Annotated in this window: 14 protein-coding genes; 5 read left to right on the top strand and 9 right to left on the bottom strand. The window is 55.4% G+C overall.

Features of this window, described 5'->3' with window-relative positions; translation table 11 throughout:
• Window positions 1-587: 587 nt before the first annotated feature.
• The 4 genes from ACR0JA_RS17610 to ACR0JA_RS17595 are packed head-to-tail and all read left to right on the top strand — an operon-like array spanning window position 588 to window position 4,456.
• A complete protein-coding gene (locus ACR0JA_RS17610; protein WP_480577831.1) occupies window positions 588-1,001 on the top strand; it encodes an SxtJ family membrane protein in 414 nt (137 codons plus the stop codon).
• 33 nt (window positions 1,002-1,034) lie between these two features.
• Window positions 1,035-1,184: a DUF5989 family protein gene (locus tag ACR0JA_RS17605; protein WP_480577829.1), complete on the top strand. Its 150-nt coding sequence runs from the start codon at window positions 1,035-1,037 to the stop codon at window positions 1,182-1,184.
• Between the two features lies 1 nt (window position 1,185).
• A complete protein-coding gene (locus ACR0JA_RS17600; protein WP_480577826.1) occupies window positions 1,186-3,030 on the top strand; it encodes a carbamoyltransferase family protein in 1,845 nt (614 codons plus the stop codon).
• A gap of 49 nt (window positions 3,031-3,079) precedes the next feature.
• Window positions 3,080-4,456, top strand: coding sequence for an SGNH/GDSL hydrolase family protein (locus ACR0JA_RS17595; RefSeq protein ID WP_480577823.1), 1,377 nt, complete (start codon window positions 3,080-3,082; stop codon window positions 4,454-4,456).
• A gap of 150 nt (window positions 4,457-4,606) precedes the next feature.
• Here the strand turns inward: ACR0JA_RS17595 and ACR0JA_RS17590 are convergent, their stop codons facing one another.
• The 7 genes from ACR0JA_RS17590 to ACR0JA_RS17560 all read right to left on the bottom strand — a co-directional run bounded on the left by ACR0JA_RS17590 (window position 4,607) and on the right by ACR0JA_RS17560 (window position 12,574).
• On the bottom strand, window positions 4,607-5,656 hold the full coding sequence (locus ACR0JA_RS17590) for an ABC transporter ATP-binding protein (RefSeq protein WP_480577820.1): 1,050 nt from the start codon (window positions 5,654-5,656) through the stop codon (window positions 4,607-4,609).
• Window positions 5,656-6,903 carry an MGH1-like glycoside hydrolase domain-containing protein gene (locus tag ACR0JA_RS17585; RefSeq protein ID WP_480577818.1) on the bottom strand — a complete coding sequence of 416 codons (1,248 nt, stop codon included), beginning with the start codon at window positions 6,901-6,903 and terminating at the stop codon, window positions 5,656-5,658. The genes ACR0JA_RS17590 and ACR0JA_RS17585 overlap by 1 nt, the downstream gene beginning before the upstream one ends.
• A 5-nt stretch (window positions 6,904-6,908) precedes the next feature.
• Entirely contained in the window at window positions 6,909-8,117 is a 1,209-nt protein-coding gene (locus ACR0JA_RS17580) for a carbohydrate ABC transporter permease (RefSeq protein ID WP_480577815.1), read from the bottom strand.
• Window positions 8,117-9,352, bottom strand: coding sequence for a carbohydrate ABC transporter permease (locus ACR0JA_RS17575; protein WP_480577812.1), 1,236 nt, complete (start codon window positions 9,350-9,352; stop codon window positions 8,117-8,119). The genes ACR0JA_RS17580 and ACR0JA_RS17575 overlap by 1 nt, the downstream gene beginning before the upstream one ends.
• 57 nt (window positions 9,353-9,409) lie before the next feature.
• Entirely contained in the window at window positions 9,410-10,765 is a 1,356-nt protein-coding gene (locus ACR0JA_RS17570; protein WP_480577809.1) for an ABC transporter substrate-binding protein, read from the bottom strand.
• Entirely contained in the window at window positions 10,762-11,922 is a 1,161-nt protein-coding gene (locus ACR0JA_RS17565; RefSeq protein ID WP_480577806.1) for a LacI family DNA-binding transcriptional regulator, read from the bottom strand. Before ACR0JA_RS17565 ends, ACR0JA_RS17570 begins: the two co-directional genes overlap by 4 nt.
• 223 nt (window positions 11,923-12,145) lie before the next feature.
• Window positions 12,146-12,574, bottom strand: coding sequence for a hypothetical protein (locus ACR0JA_RS17560; RefSeq protein ID WP_480577803.1), 429 nt, complete (start codon window positions 12,572-12,574; stop codon window positions 12,146-12,148).
• Between the two features lie 104 nt (window positions 12,575-12,678).
• Between ACR0JA_RS17560 and ACR0JA_RS17555 the strand changes: the two genes are divergently transcribed.
• Window positions 12,679-13,437, top strand: coding sequence for a helix-turn-helix domain-containing protein (locus tag ACR0JA_RS17555; RefSeq protein ID WP_480577800.1), 759 nt, complete (start codon window positions 12,679-12,681; stop codon window positions 13,435-13,437).
• Window positions 13,438-13,455: 18 nt separating this feature from the next.
• On the opposite strand, the gene ACR0JA_RS17550 is transcribed toward ACR0JA_RS17555, so the two are convergent.
• Both ACR0JA_RS17550 and ACR0JA_RS17545 read right to left on the bottom strand, forming a co-directional pair.
• Window positions 13,456-14,952, bottom strand: coding sequence for a M81 family metallopeptidase (locus ACR0JA_RS17550; protein ID WP_480577797.1), 1,497 nt, complete (start codon window positions 14,950-14,952; stop codon window positions 13,456-13,458).
• Between the two features lie 16 nt (window positions 14,953-14,968).
• Window positions 14,969-15,823: an alpha/beta fold hydrolase gene (locus tag ACR0JA_RS17545; protein ID WP_480577794.1), complete on the bottom strand. Its 855-nt coding sequence runs from the start codon at window positions 15,821-15,823 to the stop codon at window positions 14,969-14,971.
• Window positions 15,824-15,880: the final 57 nt, after the last annotated feature.

Below are 15,880 nucleotides of genomic sequence, written 5' to 3'. Positions count from 1 at the left end.
AAATCTCGTGCCAAGCTGGTCTCCATCGCAGATGTCAGCTTGAATCATGCTCAAAGCCTGATGTGAATCCCTTTTGTCAACACGACCTAGAGTTTGAGAATTCATGATGCCTGTATCCTTTTGGAGGCATCATAGACTTCTAGGTGTTGGCTGATGAGGTGCTATCTAGGGGGTCGGATGCAACGCTTACGGAATACGCCAGCTGAATTGAGGATGGATAGCTTCGTCACGATCGAGGTCTCACAAGCCGTATCCAAATTGTTTGCCGGGAAAATTGCATACATCGATGAAACCGGAATCACGTGGCTCGGAAGCCGGATTTGATGTTGGATTCCAAATAATCTGGAATAGCGGCTAGAATTCTCCTTAAGCGCGCTCGCAGCGCTTCTTGCTTTTCTTCAAATTAAACAACGATGTACCCGTCGCCTTTGAAATAAATATCCAGAAAACAATCTGTTTCCTCAATTCAGTTGCAAAGCGAGCGGCTGTGTTCGTAAACTACACATTAGTATGCAATAAACTAATCATAAGCCTCGAGAGTGTGTTGCCGTAATTTGAAGAGTTGTAGTGTTGTCTAGAGGTCATATATGTCCGAGTTTCGTGGAAATACCGAGATACGTATGGGCAGCGAACGTTCCTTTGGAATAGTTTTCGTTGTCGTATTCCTTGTTGTAGCGCTTTACCCCTTGCTTCACGGCAACGGTATTCGATGGTGGGCCTGCGGCGTGACTGGGGTATTGGCCCTGATTACTGTTGTGCAGCCAAGTGCCTTACGTCCTTTGAACAAACTCTGGTTCAAGTTTGGCATGTTGCTGAGCAAGATTGTCTCTCCAATTGTGATGGGGATTTTGTTCTTTCTGACAGTAACCCCGGTCGGCCTGATCATGCGGATTCGAAACCGAGACTTACTGCGCCAGAAACTTGACCCAGATGCTGTCACATATTGGATTGAAATTGACCCGGAAAGTGCCAGCCAATCATCAATGCGCCGACAATTCTAATCGAAGTTTATCTACCAAGTTTAAGAGGTTACCATGTCATTTGTATCTGAACTTTGGCAGTTCCTAAAGTTCCGAAAAAAATTCTGGCTTCTGCCAATTCTCGTAATGATGGTTTTGCTTGGAGGCCTTATCGTCCTAACGCAAGGCTCGGCAGTCGCCCCGTTCATCTACACGGTATTCTGAGATGACAGCGATCCTCGGCCTGTCGGCGTATTATCACGACAGCGCAGCAGCATTGCTGGTCGACGGCGAAATAGTCGCAGCAGCTCAGGAAGAGCGTTTTACGCGCAAGAAGCATGACGCGCGATTTCCTGAGAATGCGATCGGCTATTGCCTTCAGGAAGGCGGTCTAGATCTGGAGCAAGTTGACCATTTTGCGTTCTACGACAAACCGTTCCTGAAATTCGAACGTTTGCTCGAGACTTACGTCGCGAACGCGCCCAGGGGCTTTATGTCCTTTCAGATGGCAATACCTGTTTGGATCAGGGAGAAGCTGTTTCAAAAGGACCTGATGGCGAAAGAGCTCAAACGTTTGTCTCCGGGCTTTAAGGCAAACGACAAGTTTCTTTTCGCCGAACACCACTACAGCCACGCTGCCAGCGCTTACTTTCCATCCCCATTCGACGAGGCAGTTGTCCTGACGCTTGATGGCGTCGGTGAATGGGCGACAACGACTGTCGCGATTGGTAAAGGCAGCGAGCTTGAGATCGTCAAGGAAATTCACTTCCCCCATTCACTTGGTCTGCTCTACTCGGCCTTCACCTATTACACGGGCTTCAAAGTCAACAGCGGAGAGTACAAGGTGATGGGGCTCGCGCCGTATGGCGAGCCGCGATTCAAAGATTTGATCCTGGAAAAAATCGTGGATCTCAAAGAGGACGGGTCCTACCGCCTGGATCAGCAGTATTTCAACTATGCAACCGGGCTAACAATGACCAACGCCCGATTCAACGACCTGTTTGGTCGACCGGTGCGCAAGCCCGAGTCCGATCAATTAGACCAGTTTCACATGGATATAGCGGCCTCGGTCCAGGCTGTAACCGAAGAGATCGTGCTGCGCCTCACCCGAAGTCTGGCCGACGAATACCAGATACCCAATTTGTGTCTCGCCGGTGGTGTCGCTTTGAATTGCGTGGCCAATGGCAAAATCTTGAGAGACGGTGCGTTTCAGGATGTCTGGATCCAACCCGCTGCGGGGGATGCTGGTGGTTCGCTCGGGGCTGCTTACGCGGCCTGGCACAAAGAGCTCGGCCAACAGCGCATACGCGACAAGGATCAACGCGACGCGATGCAAGGCGCTTATCTTGGCCCGAAATTCGAACGGGACGAAGTTGAACGCCAACTCACTGCAGTTGGCGCTGTGTATGAAACACAAGATGAGGAAGCCACTATTGAACAAACCGCGCAGGCACTCGCGGATGGCAAAGCAGTTGGTTGGTTCAACGGTCGGATGGAATTTGGGCCCCGTGCGCTTGGCGCCCGGTCCATCATTGCCGATCCCCGGTCGGATATCATGCAAAAGACATTGAATCTAAAGGTAAAATTTCGAGAGAGTTTTCGCCCATTTGCGCCATCGGTTTTGCGCGAGGATGTCGCTGATTGGTTCGAGTTCGACTATGACAGCCCATATATGCTGATGGTCGACACTGTTCGTCCAGAGCATCGCCGCGACATGACCGACGACGAACAATCGCTGTTCGGCATCGAAAAGCTGAATGTCAAACGTTCGGAGATACCGGCGATAACGCATGTCGACTATTCAGCTCGGATACAGACCGTGCACACTGATACCAACCCACGGTATCACAAGCTTATTTCGAAGTTTAAAGCATTAACTGGCTGCCCGGTCCTGGTGAACACCTCGTTCAATGTGCGCGGAGAACCGATTGTCTGCACCCCCGAAGATGCGTTCCGTTGTTTTATGGGTACGGACCTCGATGTGCTGGTTGTTGGAAACACGATACTTCGCAAGGAAGATCAGGATCCGTCTTTGGCGGAGGACTATAAAAACAAGTATGAGCTCGACTGAAACCTGATGTCGGAAACCAGTAGCTGATGCGTGTTGAAGGGGAAGATTGATGCTGGACTCTGCGCCTGGAACCCGATCGCGTTTTTGGATCGTTCGTACCGTCTTGATATGTATTGGCGTCGGCTTGGTAGCATGGGCATTGGCGGACGATACAATGATCGGCGGCGAGGTCGGGCTTGGAAAAACACAAATCCTGGTAGCAGCTTTGGGAGTGGTCGCGATTGTCGCCAGTCTACTTCCAAAACCCATTGCGTCCTCGGCACTGGCGCTATTCGTGTCACTCCTGGTATCGCTGGTTATTGCCGAACTGGTATTAAGTGCGACGCTCAGGGCACGCTACTACAGCGCTTTTGATTTTGATGAGCGAGCGCTCTTCTCTCTCAGACCTGGTGCAACGCGGGAATTCACGCACATACCGGCCAATGGCGGGGAAACCATCGTCTACCACATAAATTCGGACGGCTACCGAGGACCGGAGCTTCTGCCTGCTGGCGAAAGGTTCAGAGTCATCGTTTATGGTGACTCTTTTATTCAAGCCGAGTTTACAAATCAGGAAGACACATTCGCTGCAAAACTGCAGGAAGAGTTGTCGGCGCGTTTTGGAAAAGAGGTCGAGGTCATAAATGGGGGCGTCGCAGGCTATGGCCCTGATCAAATTCTCAGGCGTATGGAAACGGATCTGGACACCCTGAAACCAGACTTCGTTTTGTTTTCCATATTCGCCGGGAACGACTTTGGCGACCTGCTTCGAAATAGGTTGTACCGGCTCGGACCATCCGGTGAACTGATTGAGAACGAGTACGAGATGGGCGCGTACCAACAGAGGCAGATCGAACTTTCCGAGAACGAATTGGTGCTGGTCCGCGTTTTTCGCGAAACGCTGAAGGCGTTGAGTGGACGAGGCGAAGATGTATACGAGTTTGACCGCGCAGGATGGATCGACGGCGCCCTCGAGCAGCATCTGCGCGAGTACAATGAATACGTTGTCGAGAATGACAACACGGTCGGAACATTTGCAGTCGACCCCTACTCGGTCGACATTGCGGTCTCTCCCAACGAACCTTCGGCAAGGTACAAAGTCGAGTTGATGGATCAGATCGTGTCGAAAATTTCCGAACAACTTGACAGTCGCTCTATCCCCTACCACGCAATGGTTATCCCGCACCCGATGGACCTGTTGGATGGAGATCACGAATCTGGGTTTATGGATCGAACAAAATTCCCAGAATACGACCCTAAACGTCTCACAGAAACTGCCGCGACCATTCTTGATGGGCACAATATTCCGTACACGAACTTGTTCGAAGTTTTCCAAACGGGTGACCCGTCCAGCCTATATCTTGGTGGGGGAGACGATCACTGGAATGAGATGGGACAAGCGTTAGCCGCGCAAGAGATCGCAAAAGAACTAACAATCACGCCGTAAAAATTCGAAAGCTGAGGCTTATCACCGCGTTCGGGAACAATCCTCGAGCAGCTGCAGCGCGCGCCCTGCCCGCCTCAATGATTGTCGATGAGGCGGGTAATGGATGTTGAACGCTCAGCAAACCACGGCCACAGAGCGCTTGGGCAAATTCTAGCGAAGTGCCTGCCCGTTTTCGTCAAAGAAGTGCAGCTTGTCCGTCGGGAAGTGTAGACCGATCTGAGCCCCCGGCTTTAAGTCGGTATCTCCGCTCAGGCGGACCGTTACCTTTTCTTCCGCGCCGCAATCGACGATCAGGAAAGTGTCGGCCCCGAGGTATTCAATCACCTCGACAAGCCCGTCGCTTTGGCCTTCGCCAGCAGCGACCACTTCAATATGTTCGGGTCTGACACCAAGGTTGACGGCTGTACCAGACCCGCCAAAGCTACCACCTCTGCCGTGTTCCAGAGTGTAGTTTTCACCCTGCGTCGTGCACGGCAATATGTTCATCTTGGGGCTGCCGATGAACTGGGCCACGAACAGATTTGCCGGGCGTTCATAGAGTTCGCGGGGTGTGCCGACTTGCGCGATTTTCCCGAACTCGAGAACCACGATTCGATCAGCGAGCGTCATGGCTTCGACCTGATCATGCGTCACATAGATCATGGTGCGCTTGAGGTTCTGATGGAGCCTGGCGATTTCGTAACGCATCTCGACCCGAAGAGCTGCATCAAGGTTCGACAATGGCTCGTCGAACAGAAAGGCAGTGGGGTCGCGCACAATAGAACGGCCAATGGCAACACGCTGGCGCTGACCACCGGACAGGTCCTTTGGCCGGCGCTCCAGAAATGGTCCCAGCTTCAGAACGTCGGCTGCACGGCTGACCTGTTCAATAATCTCTGCTTTTGGTACGCCAGCCACCTTCAGCGAAAACCCCATATTCTCGGCGACCGTCAGGTGCGGATACAGCGCATATGACTGGAATACCATCGTAAGCCCACGTTTCGATGGCGGATGGTCCGTCACATCGTCGTCATTGATCAGCAGCGACCCGCGCGAGATGTCCTCAAGCCCACCAATCATGCGCAACAGGGTCGATTTCCCACAGCCCGATGGCCCAACGAAGACAACGAATTCGCCTTCTTCGATTTTGAGGTCGATGCCCTTGATGACCTGGGCCGTGCCAAACCATTTTTCGACCGATTTCAGTTCGATGCTACCCATTAGTTCCTCCCTGCCCAGTGCAGCCAGACCGCGGCTGTCCAGGTGAATGCATTGCCGCCTGCGGGGCTGCCTGAAATTGGGTCGAAATATTCGGCGAACCCATAGGAAGCGATCAGATCAGCGGTTTTTTGGCGCAGCTCTTCCGCTTGTTCGGGATGCCCCATCTCTGCCAGCCCAAACCCGATCATCATGTTCATGAAGGCCCAGGTCGGCCCGCGCCAATACCTTCGGGCATCAAATTTCGGCAGCGACGGGTCGTAACTGGGAATGGGGTAAGAAACAGCCGACAATATCGACGTCAAACGTTCAAGCATCTCAGCGGACTCGATACCCGCGTACCAACACAGATATGAGGCATTCGAGATGCTTCCGGCCCATTCTTGGGTGTGCGCGTCGCGTGAGTCAAAGCTCGCCAAGTCCTCATTCCAAAGCGAACGAGCACCTGCTTCCAGTCGGGCGATGTCTGCGTTCAGTCCATCAGCGGCCAGCCCAAGTTGGTCACTTAAGGCCAGCAAATCCCGCGCAGCGCGCAGAGTGATAAATGTCATCGTTGGATCGGCAACCCGAAACGGGTTTTGGGACAATAGTGTCGTCTGATCCCAGTGCGACTGACGGCCAATCTGCACCAGCTTGATATACCGGTCATAGTCGAACTTGGTGGGACGGTCGTCGCTGTTCACGTGGCTTGTATCGCGTCGCTGATATTCGCCGACACCTGACGCATCCATGCGCGCCATCGAGTTGTCCCAATCCGGCGCGTTGTCCCGGCCGGCCTCCCATGGGTGGGTGGTGCAGACCGCGCCATAATCGTCGAGCCGCCATTTCATGATCCACCGATGCCATGCAAGCAGTTTGGGGAACAGCTCGCGCAGGTGGGCGTCACCAGCTGCGGGATCTTTTTCCCAAATGCGGCGCGCCATCGTTGCGGCGACAGGAGGCTGAATGATGCCAGAGGATGGGATCGGGCCGTTGCATCCCCAGACATCTGGTCCGGGGAAATAGCCGTCATCCTGTTGGTGGAACAGGATATGCGGCACCATGCCGTCCTCCCATTGGCCGGTGAACAGCGTTTCGATTTCTGCCCAGGCGCGCTCGATGTCGAACTCGGCAAAGCCCAGCGCGGCGATCGCGCTGTCCCAGTTCCACTGGTATGGATAAAGCCCTTCAGTTGGGATCGTATAGCCGCCGCGATCATTGGCGATCAGGATATTGCGCGCCTCGCGGTCAGGGTTTGTATGTTGGTTCATCTCGGTCATCCTTTGACGGACCCCGCAGTCAGGCCCTTGGTCATGAAACGTTCAAGCCCCAGGAACAGCGCCATGATCGGCACAGTGGCAATTACCGCACCGGCCATCAGGTGCTGTCGGGGAATTTCCGAGGAGTTCAGCATCGTGACACCTCGGGTAAGCGTAAATTTCGACGGGTCATCCAGAAGCATGAAAGCGAGCAGGAACTCGTTCCAGGCAATCATGAAGACATAGAGCGACACCGAAGCCAGCGCAGGCAGGCTGAGTGGCAGGGTGATCTTCCAGATCACCGCCAGCCGCGACAGGCCATCCATCAGGCCGGCTTCTTCCACCTCGGTCGGCAGGCCACGGAAATAGCCTTGCAGCATATAAAGCGCGACCGGGATCGTTGTGACCGGATAGATCATCACGATGCCCAGGATCGAGTTACGCAACCCAGTCAGCGAGAAGGCGATATAGATCGGCAGCGCCAGAACGATCATCGGCACCATGTAGATCAACAGGATCGAGCGCGAGAATGCTTTTTGTCCTTGGAACCGGAACCGCGCCACCGCATAGGCGCCGGGGACGCTGAACAGCAGTGTGATGAAAACGGTCAGCACCGAGACATAGAGTGACGTCCAAAGATAGGTCCCGAAATTGAAGTCCCTGAACAATTCCGTGTAGCTGCGGAACAGTGCCATGCCCTGGGACAGGTCGACCGAGAAATCCAGGGGATTCTGCAGCAACGCCTGTTGGGATTTCAGGCTGGTCATCACCATGACGTAGAAGGGTATGATCACGATCGCGGTGAAGAAGATATAGCCGAAGCCGGTGCAGAAACGGATCACCGCGTCCTCGAATTCGTGGCGGGTGAGTTCTCCGAACGGGGTTTCTTTCAGGATTGCGGCCAAAGACAGGTGCATCACAATCGCGATGCCAAGCACGGTGATCAACACCGCCTGCAACGACGTGTCCGACCCGATTAAAACCGGTCCAAACCCGGTCAGGCAGGACAGGCCCAACAGGGCCGAGATACCCAGACGAGCGGGTGCGCGCTGCGCTGGAAAGCGAACGTAGACCAGACCTGCGACAGCCCCCCAGATCAGGCTCAACAGAACCTGAGGACGGAATGCGGCCCCTGTGGAAAACGACATGGTGATTGCAACTGTCGTGGCGATCACGACCAGCCACAAAGCGCCCAATACGGGCCCTGTTATGTAACCATTGCGCATTACAGACCCTCCTCGCGGCTGATGAAGCGGAAGAAGACAAAGCTGAAAGTGATCAGGCACATCAGGATGACCACGGCCACGGCCGCACCTGCGCCGATATTCGAGATCGCAAAGGCCTGTTCATAGACGTTCACGGTCAAGGTTCGGGTGCCGGCATTGCCTCCGGTCAACAGAAAGATGTCGTCGAACTTGTTGAACGTCCAAATGAAGCGCAGCAGGAACAGCACCGATAGAATGCCTAGCAATTGCGGGATACTGAGCAGCCAGAACTTCTGGAATGGAGAGGCCCCGTCCATGTCTGCCGCCTCATACATACTGGAGTCGATGGACTGCATTCGGGCCAGGATGAACAGGAAGGACAGCGGGAAATAGCGCCAGATCTCGAACACGGTCACCATGATCAGTGCCAGCGGTCGTTCACCGAAAAAGTTGATCGGGTCGTTGGTCAGCCCCATCTGGACCAACAGCGCATTGGCCGAGCCCGAGAACGGGTCGAACAGAGTGACCCATGTAAAGGCAACGGCGATCACAGGGGCAACATAGGGGAATAGATAGAGACCCCGAATGAAGCCCTGCCCGCGGAAACTTTTGTTCAACAGCAGGGCTGCGAACAACCCCATGACAAGCGCACCGATGGTTCCAAATACGGTGTAGAACAACGTGACCCAAAGCACGCCCCAGAACTCTGACCCGTCAAACACACGGGCAAAGTTCTCGAGGCTGAACTCGAAATTTGTAAGTACGTTGGGGCCGCTTCCGGTAACCTCGGGTTCCGAACCTTCGACCAGATCTTCAAATGCATCAGGATCACCATCGAGCGTGACGGCGATGCGAATGCGCTCGCGTTGTCCGCCGTCCAAGGTACCGAAGTCACAGAACAGGTCTTGCCCGTCCAGGACACAAGGAGAGGCGATCTCACCCACCGAGGTGACACCCTCGGGCAAGACATCGGTGAGGGTGACGCCCTCAACGGCAATCTCCTGACTGGAGTTGCGCAGGCGGTATTCGATGCGCAGATCATCGCCTGACCCGCGCAGGCTTTCGCGAACAACCGGCGCAGGCGGGCGCAGATCCGAAAGAGTAAAGGGCTTGAAGCTGATCCAGATGATCGCCAGCAGCGGCAGGATCACAACAAGAGACACGCTGATCACGGTCGGAGCCAGCAGCGCCCAGGCCAGTCGCGCTTCGCGCTTGGCAAGAGCCCCGGTTCCGGTCGGGGGGGTGGCCGAAGTCATGGGATACCTCGAAGGGTTGGGTGCAGCGGCGCAAAGGCCGCTGCAAATGTCGCCAGGTTACTGAACCTTAGCGAGTTCCTCGTTCATCGCCGCAACCGCTGCGGCGGCATCGATTTCATCGTCGATATACTGACGCACCACGCGGTTGATGGCCTGGCTGTTGATCATTTTCGACGCCAAAGCAAGCTGGCCTTCGGCAACGCCCCACCGTTGAGCCACGTCCAGACCACCAACGATTTCGTCGATCATCGTCTGGTCATAAAGCTCGCCCAACGGGGCTTTGCGATCAACGCCGACGGGCAGTTCAGCCCACGCCTCGGAAAAGGCGGCCGGGTTATCAGCGTTACCACGGCGAACCGGGAACTTACCTTCCGGCGCGATGGCCAAAGTCTGGGTGTACCCATCGTCCATGGCAAATTTGACAAACTCCATTGCCGCGTCAGTGTCAGCATCATTGGTGATCCCGAAATAACGCACGTCGCCCCAGGCAGCGCCGTCGGGGTTGGACGGGCCCGAGAAGTTGGTGACAATTCCGGTTTTCGAGGCCAGGTCACGCGATGTCGGATCATCATTGATGGTGGGCGGCGCGCTGTCACGCAGACCGGCCAGTTCGTCCAGAATGAAAGGCGACCAGATGATCATCGCGGCTTTGCCATCGAAGTAAAGCTCACGCGACTGCTTCCAGTACAGTTCGCCCGGAGGGGAAGCTTTCGAGATCGCTTTGTAAAAATCCAGCACTTCGATGGTCTTGGCTTCATCCAGCGGCTTGAAACCATCCGCACCAACGGGGGTCACGCCATTGGCAAGGAACACGTGCTCCAGAACCTGGCTCATAAAGTTCTCGTCGACCTTTGTGGCGGCCACAAACCCATACATCTCAGGCGGGTTGTGCAGCTTCTCCAACGCAGCCAGAACATTCGCAAAAGAATTCGGGGCGTCCAGGCCAGCGTCGTCGAACAGGTCCTTGCGATAGACGACCATCTGCGTCCAACCATCGACCGGAACCGAGGCCGTTTCTCCGTTAAAGGCGGCCATACCCAGCGCCCCAGGTGCAAACGTGTCGGACCCGAGTTCTTCAATCACTTCCGTCGCTGCTTCAGTATCGAGAATACCTGCTTCGGCCCAAGGCAGGGCGTATTGCAACGGATGGTAAACAACATCCGGCAGATCACCGGCAGCAAATGCAGCTGTGGCGCGGGTGCCCAAATCCGTTTCGGTGACCGGGATAACCTCGACCGTTGTACCGGTTTCGGCTTTGAACTGGTCGGCCATTTCCTGTTGTTTTGCAAGTCGCTCAGGCTGTTCCTCGGTTGTCCAGAAACGGATGGTATCGGCCTGAACAGACAGTGCTGTCACGATAAGCGCCAGTGATGACCCCAGCATCAGGCGCGATGCTTTAGGTGTGAGTCTCATAGTCGGTCTCCTCCCCGGTTATGATCAGTAAAAAGTTGGATTTTTTGCGCCAACTCCATCGGAGTCAGCCTTGGTGGTCCATCGGATTCTCGTTCGATAAGAACGGCTTCGCTAAGCTCGCGCAGGCTTTCGGGTTCTTCACCACGCGTTTGCCGTATGAGCAGTGTGGCAAGGCGCTCGCCCGCGCGCTGCGAGTCCACGCTGAACGTCGTCAGCCCGGGATTGACGTATTGGCATTCGGGGATGCCATCATAGCCAAGAACCGACAGGTCCTTTCCGATCTCAAGGCCAAGATCAGCGCAAACTTTGTAGCAACCCAAAGCCGCCAGATCGGTTGCAAATACGATCGCGGTGGGCGGTTGCTCTAGATGCAACAACGCACTTGCCTCAACCGCGCCTTCCTCGCGCGTCCGCGCCCCTTCGCGGATCAAGTCAGGATCGTCAGGCAAACCAGCAGCTTTGAGACCTTCGAGATACCCATCGCGACGCAGGTGGCTGTAGTTGAACTTTGGATCGCTGCCGACATAACCGATGCGTCTATGGCCGAAACCTGCCAATCGACCGACCGCATTTCGAATTGCGGTTTCACCGGAAATATCGAACCAGGACATGCCATCCATGGGATCCGCTTGCCCATATTCGGTTCGACCGTAGAGAATGAACGGAACTTGCAGATCCCTCAGGTACTTGACACGCGCGTCATCAACTTCTGTTCGGGGCAAGATGAAGCCATCAGCTTTGCGCTCTTCGACAAGACGACCCAAAACGTTGAGCATGTCGCTCTCGGATTTTGAGGTTGAGATCGTCATCGTCCAATCAAAAGCGCTTGCGGCCTCGCAGGCGCCGGCAAGGAAATCCTGAAGGAACGGATTGTGCCGGTCCGGCTCTTCACTGTTGATGACCATTGCAATGGCGCGCACTTTCCCGGTTCGGATGGCCTGCGCATGGCTGAGAGGGCGGTAACCCATTTTGCGCGCGGTTACCTCCACCCGCTTTCTCGTGGCTTCAGAGATATCCGAATATCCGTTCAATGCGCGTGAAACCGTGCTCTTCGACAGGCCGAGGTGACCAGCCAGTTCATCCAGTTTTACCCGCCCTGATGAGGACGGGTTCAAGCGCCTTGTTTCGCTCTGCTGCAATTTGGGATTCGCTATCATTCTCTAATTTGTCCGTTCCGAAACCGGTTTCGGCAACAAAAAAGTCAAATAGTTCGCGCGGACACGTTGATCCCTGCGATTTAGCACTTTGGAAGAACCGCCTATTCGACGTGAAATCCATGCAGGGCTCAGCTACGGGTGCGGCACCTACCCAGTGAATACATGGCCAACAATGCTTGGAAGCAGCACGCCCAAATCTAATGCTGTAGTTTGCACTCTGACCTCACGTTTCCGCAAGTTTACCAGCTGGCTGAGGACGGCTGGTCAAAAGGACCAACACCAGAAACGTCAAGTTCAACAAAACATTGACTGGCGCGCCTGCAGCTAAGGATCCCGCGCTGTCGGTACAAAACCAGACCCAGGTGGCGAGTTTCGCGACTTTTGCCGCCGCGGTTGCGGAAAGTGGCGCGACGTAGGTTCCCAACGCCCATTGCATCGCCCCCAATCCGGCAGTCAAGCCGCCAATGATCACAAGCAGCAAGGGCGACGGAACAGGCAGGTCAGATGGGACCGCATGGAACGGCCAGTGCGCAACACTCAGAAAAAGATGCGCAGGAAAGCGCATTACCGGCAGCACGGTAAGTGCAAACAGAATTCCAATGGCGAACAGAATGCCACCGGACAGGCGCATCGCGGATTGTTGTCGGGTCATGGTATCCTCCATCATTGCAAGCCCTTCATGCAGCCAATGTCCGACGCAAAGCAATTACGTCAGAGGTAAGTGATTTCTGTCCGTGCGGTCGCTATGCTGACCTTATGACGCCTTATCCCGGTTTATTGAAAGAATGGCGGAAACGCCGCAGGATGAGCCAGCTTGATCTGGCGATCGAGGCCGATGTAAGTGCGCGACACATTTCCTTTTTGGAAACGGGTCGATCCAGACCGAGCCCGGACATGATACTGCACCTGTCCGAAGTGTTGGGGGTTCCCGTCGACACCAGAAATCAGATGATGCGCGCAGAAGGCTTTGCCGCTCGATTTGCCAGGACGCCCCTCGATGACGCCGCAATGGCGCCAATCCAAAGCGCAGTTGAATGGACCCTCAAACAGCATGAGCCCTATCCCGGCATGGTACTGGACCGGGTTTGGAGGCTCGTCAGGCTCAACCGACCTGCCCAAGCGCTCTTTGCACCGCTCGGACTGGAACCCGGGCAAAGCCTGCTGTCACTTCTGACGAGTCCGCGCATGGAAGAACTTGTCGAGAATTGGCCCGAGGTGGCTCATCATTTGATGCTCAGACTGCGTGCGGAAAGTGCCAACGCTGGCGGGATACCAGAGTTGGAGACAGCGGTCCGCGCGCTCGCACCGCATGCCAAGCCGTGCATTGATTTGGCCGTGGGACCGACCGTTCCCGCAATCTATCGCTTTGGCGATCATCGTGTTTCGATGTTTGGAACGATCGCTCAGTTCAGCACGGCCACGGACGTGACGCTTGACGACCTGAAGATTGAACTCTTCTTCCCGTCTGACGAAGACAGCGCAGCCTTTCTCAAAGCACTTTCCAATCTGAGTTGAGACTGGCGATCGTTCGTCTCAGCGGTATTTCAAGGCCATGGCGACGGGGCTTTCGGGCAAAGCCGTCCGCACGTTCGGCCTAAGCTTTGAATAGGGTATGTTCTCTAGATGGCAGGGGAATTGCCCAGGGGCTGCGCACAGCAGAATCTCTTGCGCAATCGGTTCAAAATCCGCGCGGAAATGAGTCGTGCTTTTGACACACAGTATCCTGGCGCTTTCCGGATCCAGGCCAAATTGCCGAAACTGGGCCAGGTCCAGGCACTGATTCCGGATGCTGGTGACCACGACCTGCACATTCGTGCCAACGATCTGCAATGCGGCGGACGGACCCAGCGTAGCGACGCCACCGCCGTACATCTCACCTGTATAGGTAATTTGACCATCGCTTAGATGTTGTATTCTGACTTTGGCGTGCAACGGGGTTTCGTTTGGGCCGCGCCCGCCGATGGAGGCGTCGAATACTGCGCCCAATCCCGCTTCATGAGCCGTGGTCGCCAAGTCAGGATCATGCATCAGCCCCAAAAAAGTGGGCGGAACATCCTGCCGTAACAACTCTTGCAACAGACCCGTTGTGTCAGAAGATCCGCCCGCCCCGGGATTGTCCTGGACGTCAGCAATCACAACCGGCCTGCCGCTATGGGCTTGCTGGGCGCGCCTTACCGCCTCGGGCGGCGTAAGCAAAGGAAAGTCGAATTCCGCTTCGGCTGCAGCCAGCCAATTCGCGACAGTGTCAGCAGCGGCGTCTGCACTGGCCTGATCAGGTCCATAGGCAACAATTGATGGCCCGGTGTCGGCAATGTCGGCTGCGGTAAAACCCAGCGCCAGTTCAACCAACCGCGTTTCCGGCCCGTCGAATTTTTCCAGGCCGGCATACAGGGTTCGCGCCGGGCCTGAGTTTGTAGACTGCGCGTGAAGCGGGATCAGGTACCCGCCTTGCCGCCACGCTTTTTCGGGGCGCCCGAAACGACGAATGGCGTCGAGCATGTGATAGGCGCGCATACCCGTTTCCGCCATATCCAGATGCGGATAGGTCCGAAAAATGGTCAGCGCGTCTGATTGTTCGACCATCTCCCTCGTAACGTTGGCATGCATGTCAAGGCTGGCGACAAGAGGAATATCGGGCCCGATCACATCCCTCACGCGGGTTAACAACTCGCCTTCGCCATCATCAAAGGATTCCGTGACCATCGCACCGTGCAGATCCAGATAAACCGCATCCAATGAGGTCTGGTTCTCCAGACCTCTGACAATCCGCCCGGAGATCGTTTCGAAGGCGTCGTCGGTCACCTTGCCATTGGGTTCGGCGGCGCACCACAGAATGGGAGCCAGCTCATGCTCTGCGGCGGCCGACGCAAACCCCGCCGCAGGAAGGTTCATGCCCCGCGTCGTTTCCAACACCTCGTGACCGGTCAGCATCGCAGGCCAGCTGTCGGCTTGTATGAAATCGCCTAGGGTTGTTGGCGTGGCGACGAAGGTATTGGTTTCATGCTGAAATCCGGCAATTGCAATTCTCATGGTGTGCTGTCGATTTTCAAGATTGTACCAATTCGGATTTAAGAATTTCACGCAGCTTTGCTGCGACAACCTCGGGCTTGTGGCGCGTCATCGAAACATGCCCAAGCCCTGGGACCTCGTGAAAGGTGCCATTCAGTGCCAGATCGGAAACCACTTTGCACATGGCGGGGGCTGTCTGAACATCCTCCGAGAATGCAACAACATGTATTGGAACCGGGCAGGTTTTCAGGTCTTCGCGGCAATCGAACTCAAGACAGGCTTCCCATTGATCGACCGTGGCCTGCGGGTCGCGGTCAGCGAAGCGTTCGGTGTATGATGCTTTGAGTTGCTCCCACAGCTTGGGTTCGTGCAAGGCCTTTGCCGGATAAGCGTAGACCGCGTAGTGCGGGGCCAGAAAGTAATCAGGAAGGGTCACACCCTCTTTACGCAGATCAATCTCGGCCTGCATCCAGTCGCGCGTAAAGCCGTCGATATAAGCCGCAGTCCCCATCGGAATGGCAAGCCGAACCTTGTCTGGAAAGTCGATTGCGGTTTGCTGCGTCACTAACCCCCCAAGCGACAGGCCACACACGGCCGCTTGCCCACCGGCAAAAGCATCGATCACCGCGGCACAATCGGCAGAATAATCGCTCATCGTCCAGGGCGGCGGCGGGGATTGGGTCTCACCTGCCCCCCGGGGATCATAGGTGATGCAACGATAAGTGTCGGACAGGCGGGCAAACTGCTCCGAATAGGCCTCGGCGGTTTGATCACCTCCGGGTACAAATACGACGGCTGGCCCTTCACCCTCGGCGACAACTCGCATGGTCACACCGCCTGTCGTAATTTGATGTGTCTCGGCCCTGGGTCCGAACTGTAAGAAGACAGACATCTTTCCTCTTTCTTGATGACAAGTTTGAAACCTGATGCTCAGGCTTGGCGCTTTTTT

The sequence above is a fragment of the Ruegeria sp. AM4 genome (assembly GCF_056540665.1).
This window is presented reverse-complemented; position numbering and strand designations above follow the sequence as displayed.

Coding starts and splice junctions, on each gene's coding strand:
- ACR0JA_RS17605 (WP_480577829.1), top strand. CDS start 1,035: ATGTCATTTGTATCTGAACTTTGGCAGTTCCTAAAGTTCCGAAAAAAA.
- ACR0JA_RS17600 (WP_480577826.1), top strand. CDS start 1,186: ATGACAGCGATCCTCGGCCTGTCGGCGTATTATCACGACAGCGCAGCA.
- ACR0JA_RS17595 (WP_480577823.1), top strand. CDS start 3,080: ATGCTGGACTCTGCGCCTGGAACCCGATCGCGTTTTTGGATCGTTCGT.
- ACR0JA_RS17580 (WP_480577815.1), bottom strand. CDS start 8,117: ATGCGCAATGGTTACATAACAGGGCCCGTATTGGGCGCTTTGTGGCTG.
- ACR0JA_RS17565 (WP_480577806.1), bottom strand. CDS start 11,922: ATGATAGCGAATCCCAAATTGCAGCAGAGCGAAACAAGGCGCTTGAAC.
- ACR0JA_RS17590 (WP_480577820.1), bottom strand. CDS start 5,656: ATGGGTAGCATCGAACTGAAATCGGTCGAAAAATGGTTTGGCACGGCC.
- ACR0JA_RS17575 (WP_480577812.1), bottom strand. CDS start 9,352: ATGACTTCGGCCACCCCCCCGACCGGAACCGGGGCTCTTGCCAAGCGC.
- ACR0JA_RS17560 (WP_480577803.1), bottom strand. CDS start 12,574: ATGACCCGACAACAATCCGCGATGCGCCTGTCCGGTGGCATTCTGTTC.
- ACR0JA_RS17545 (WP_480577794.1), bottom strand. CDS start 15,823: ATGTCTGTCTTCTTACAGTTCGGACCCAGGGCCGAGACACATCAAATT.
- ACR0JA_RS17550 (WP_480577797.1), bottom strand. CDS start 14,952: ATGAGAATTGCAATTGCCGGATTTCAGCATGAAACCAATACCTTCGTC.
- ACR0JA_RS17585 (WP_480577818.1), bottom strand. CDS start 6,903: ATGAACCAACATACAAACCCTGACCGCGAGGCGCGCAATATCCTGATC.
- ACR0JA_RS17555 (WP_480577800.1), top strand. CDS start 12,679: ATGACGCCTTATCCCGGTTTATTGAAAGAATGGCGGAAACGCCGCAGG.
- ACR0JA_RS17570 (WP_480577809.1), bottom strand. CDS start 10,765: ATGAGACTCACACCTAAAGCATCGCGCCTGATGCTGGGGTCATCACTG.
- ACR0JA_RS17610 (WP_480577831.1), top strand. CDS start 588: ATGTCCGAGTTTCGTGGAAATACCGAGATACGTATGGGCAGCGAACGT.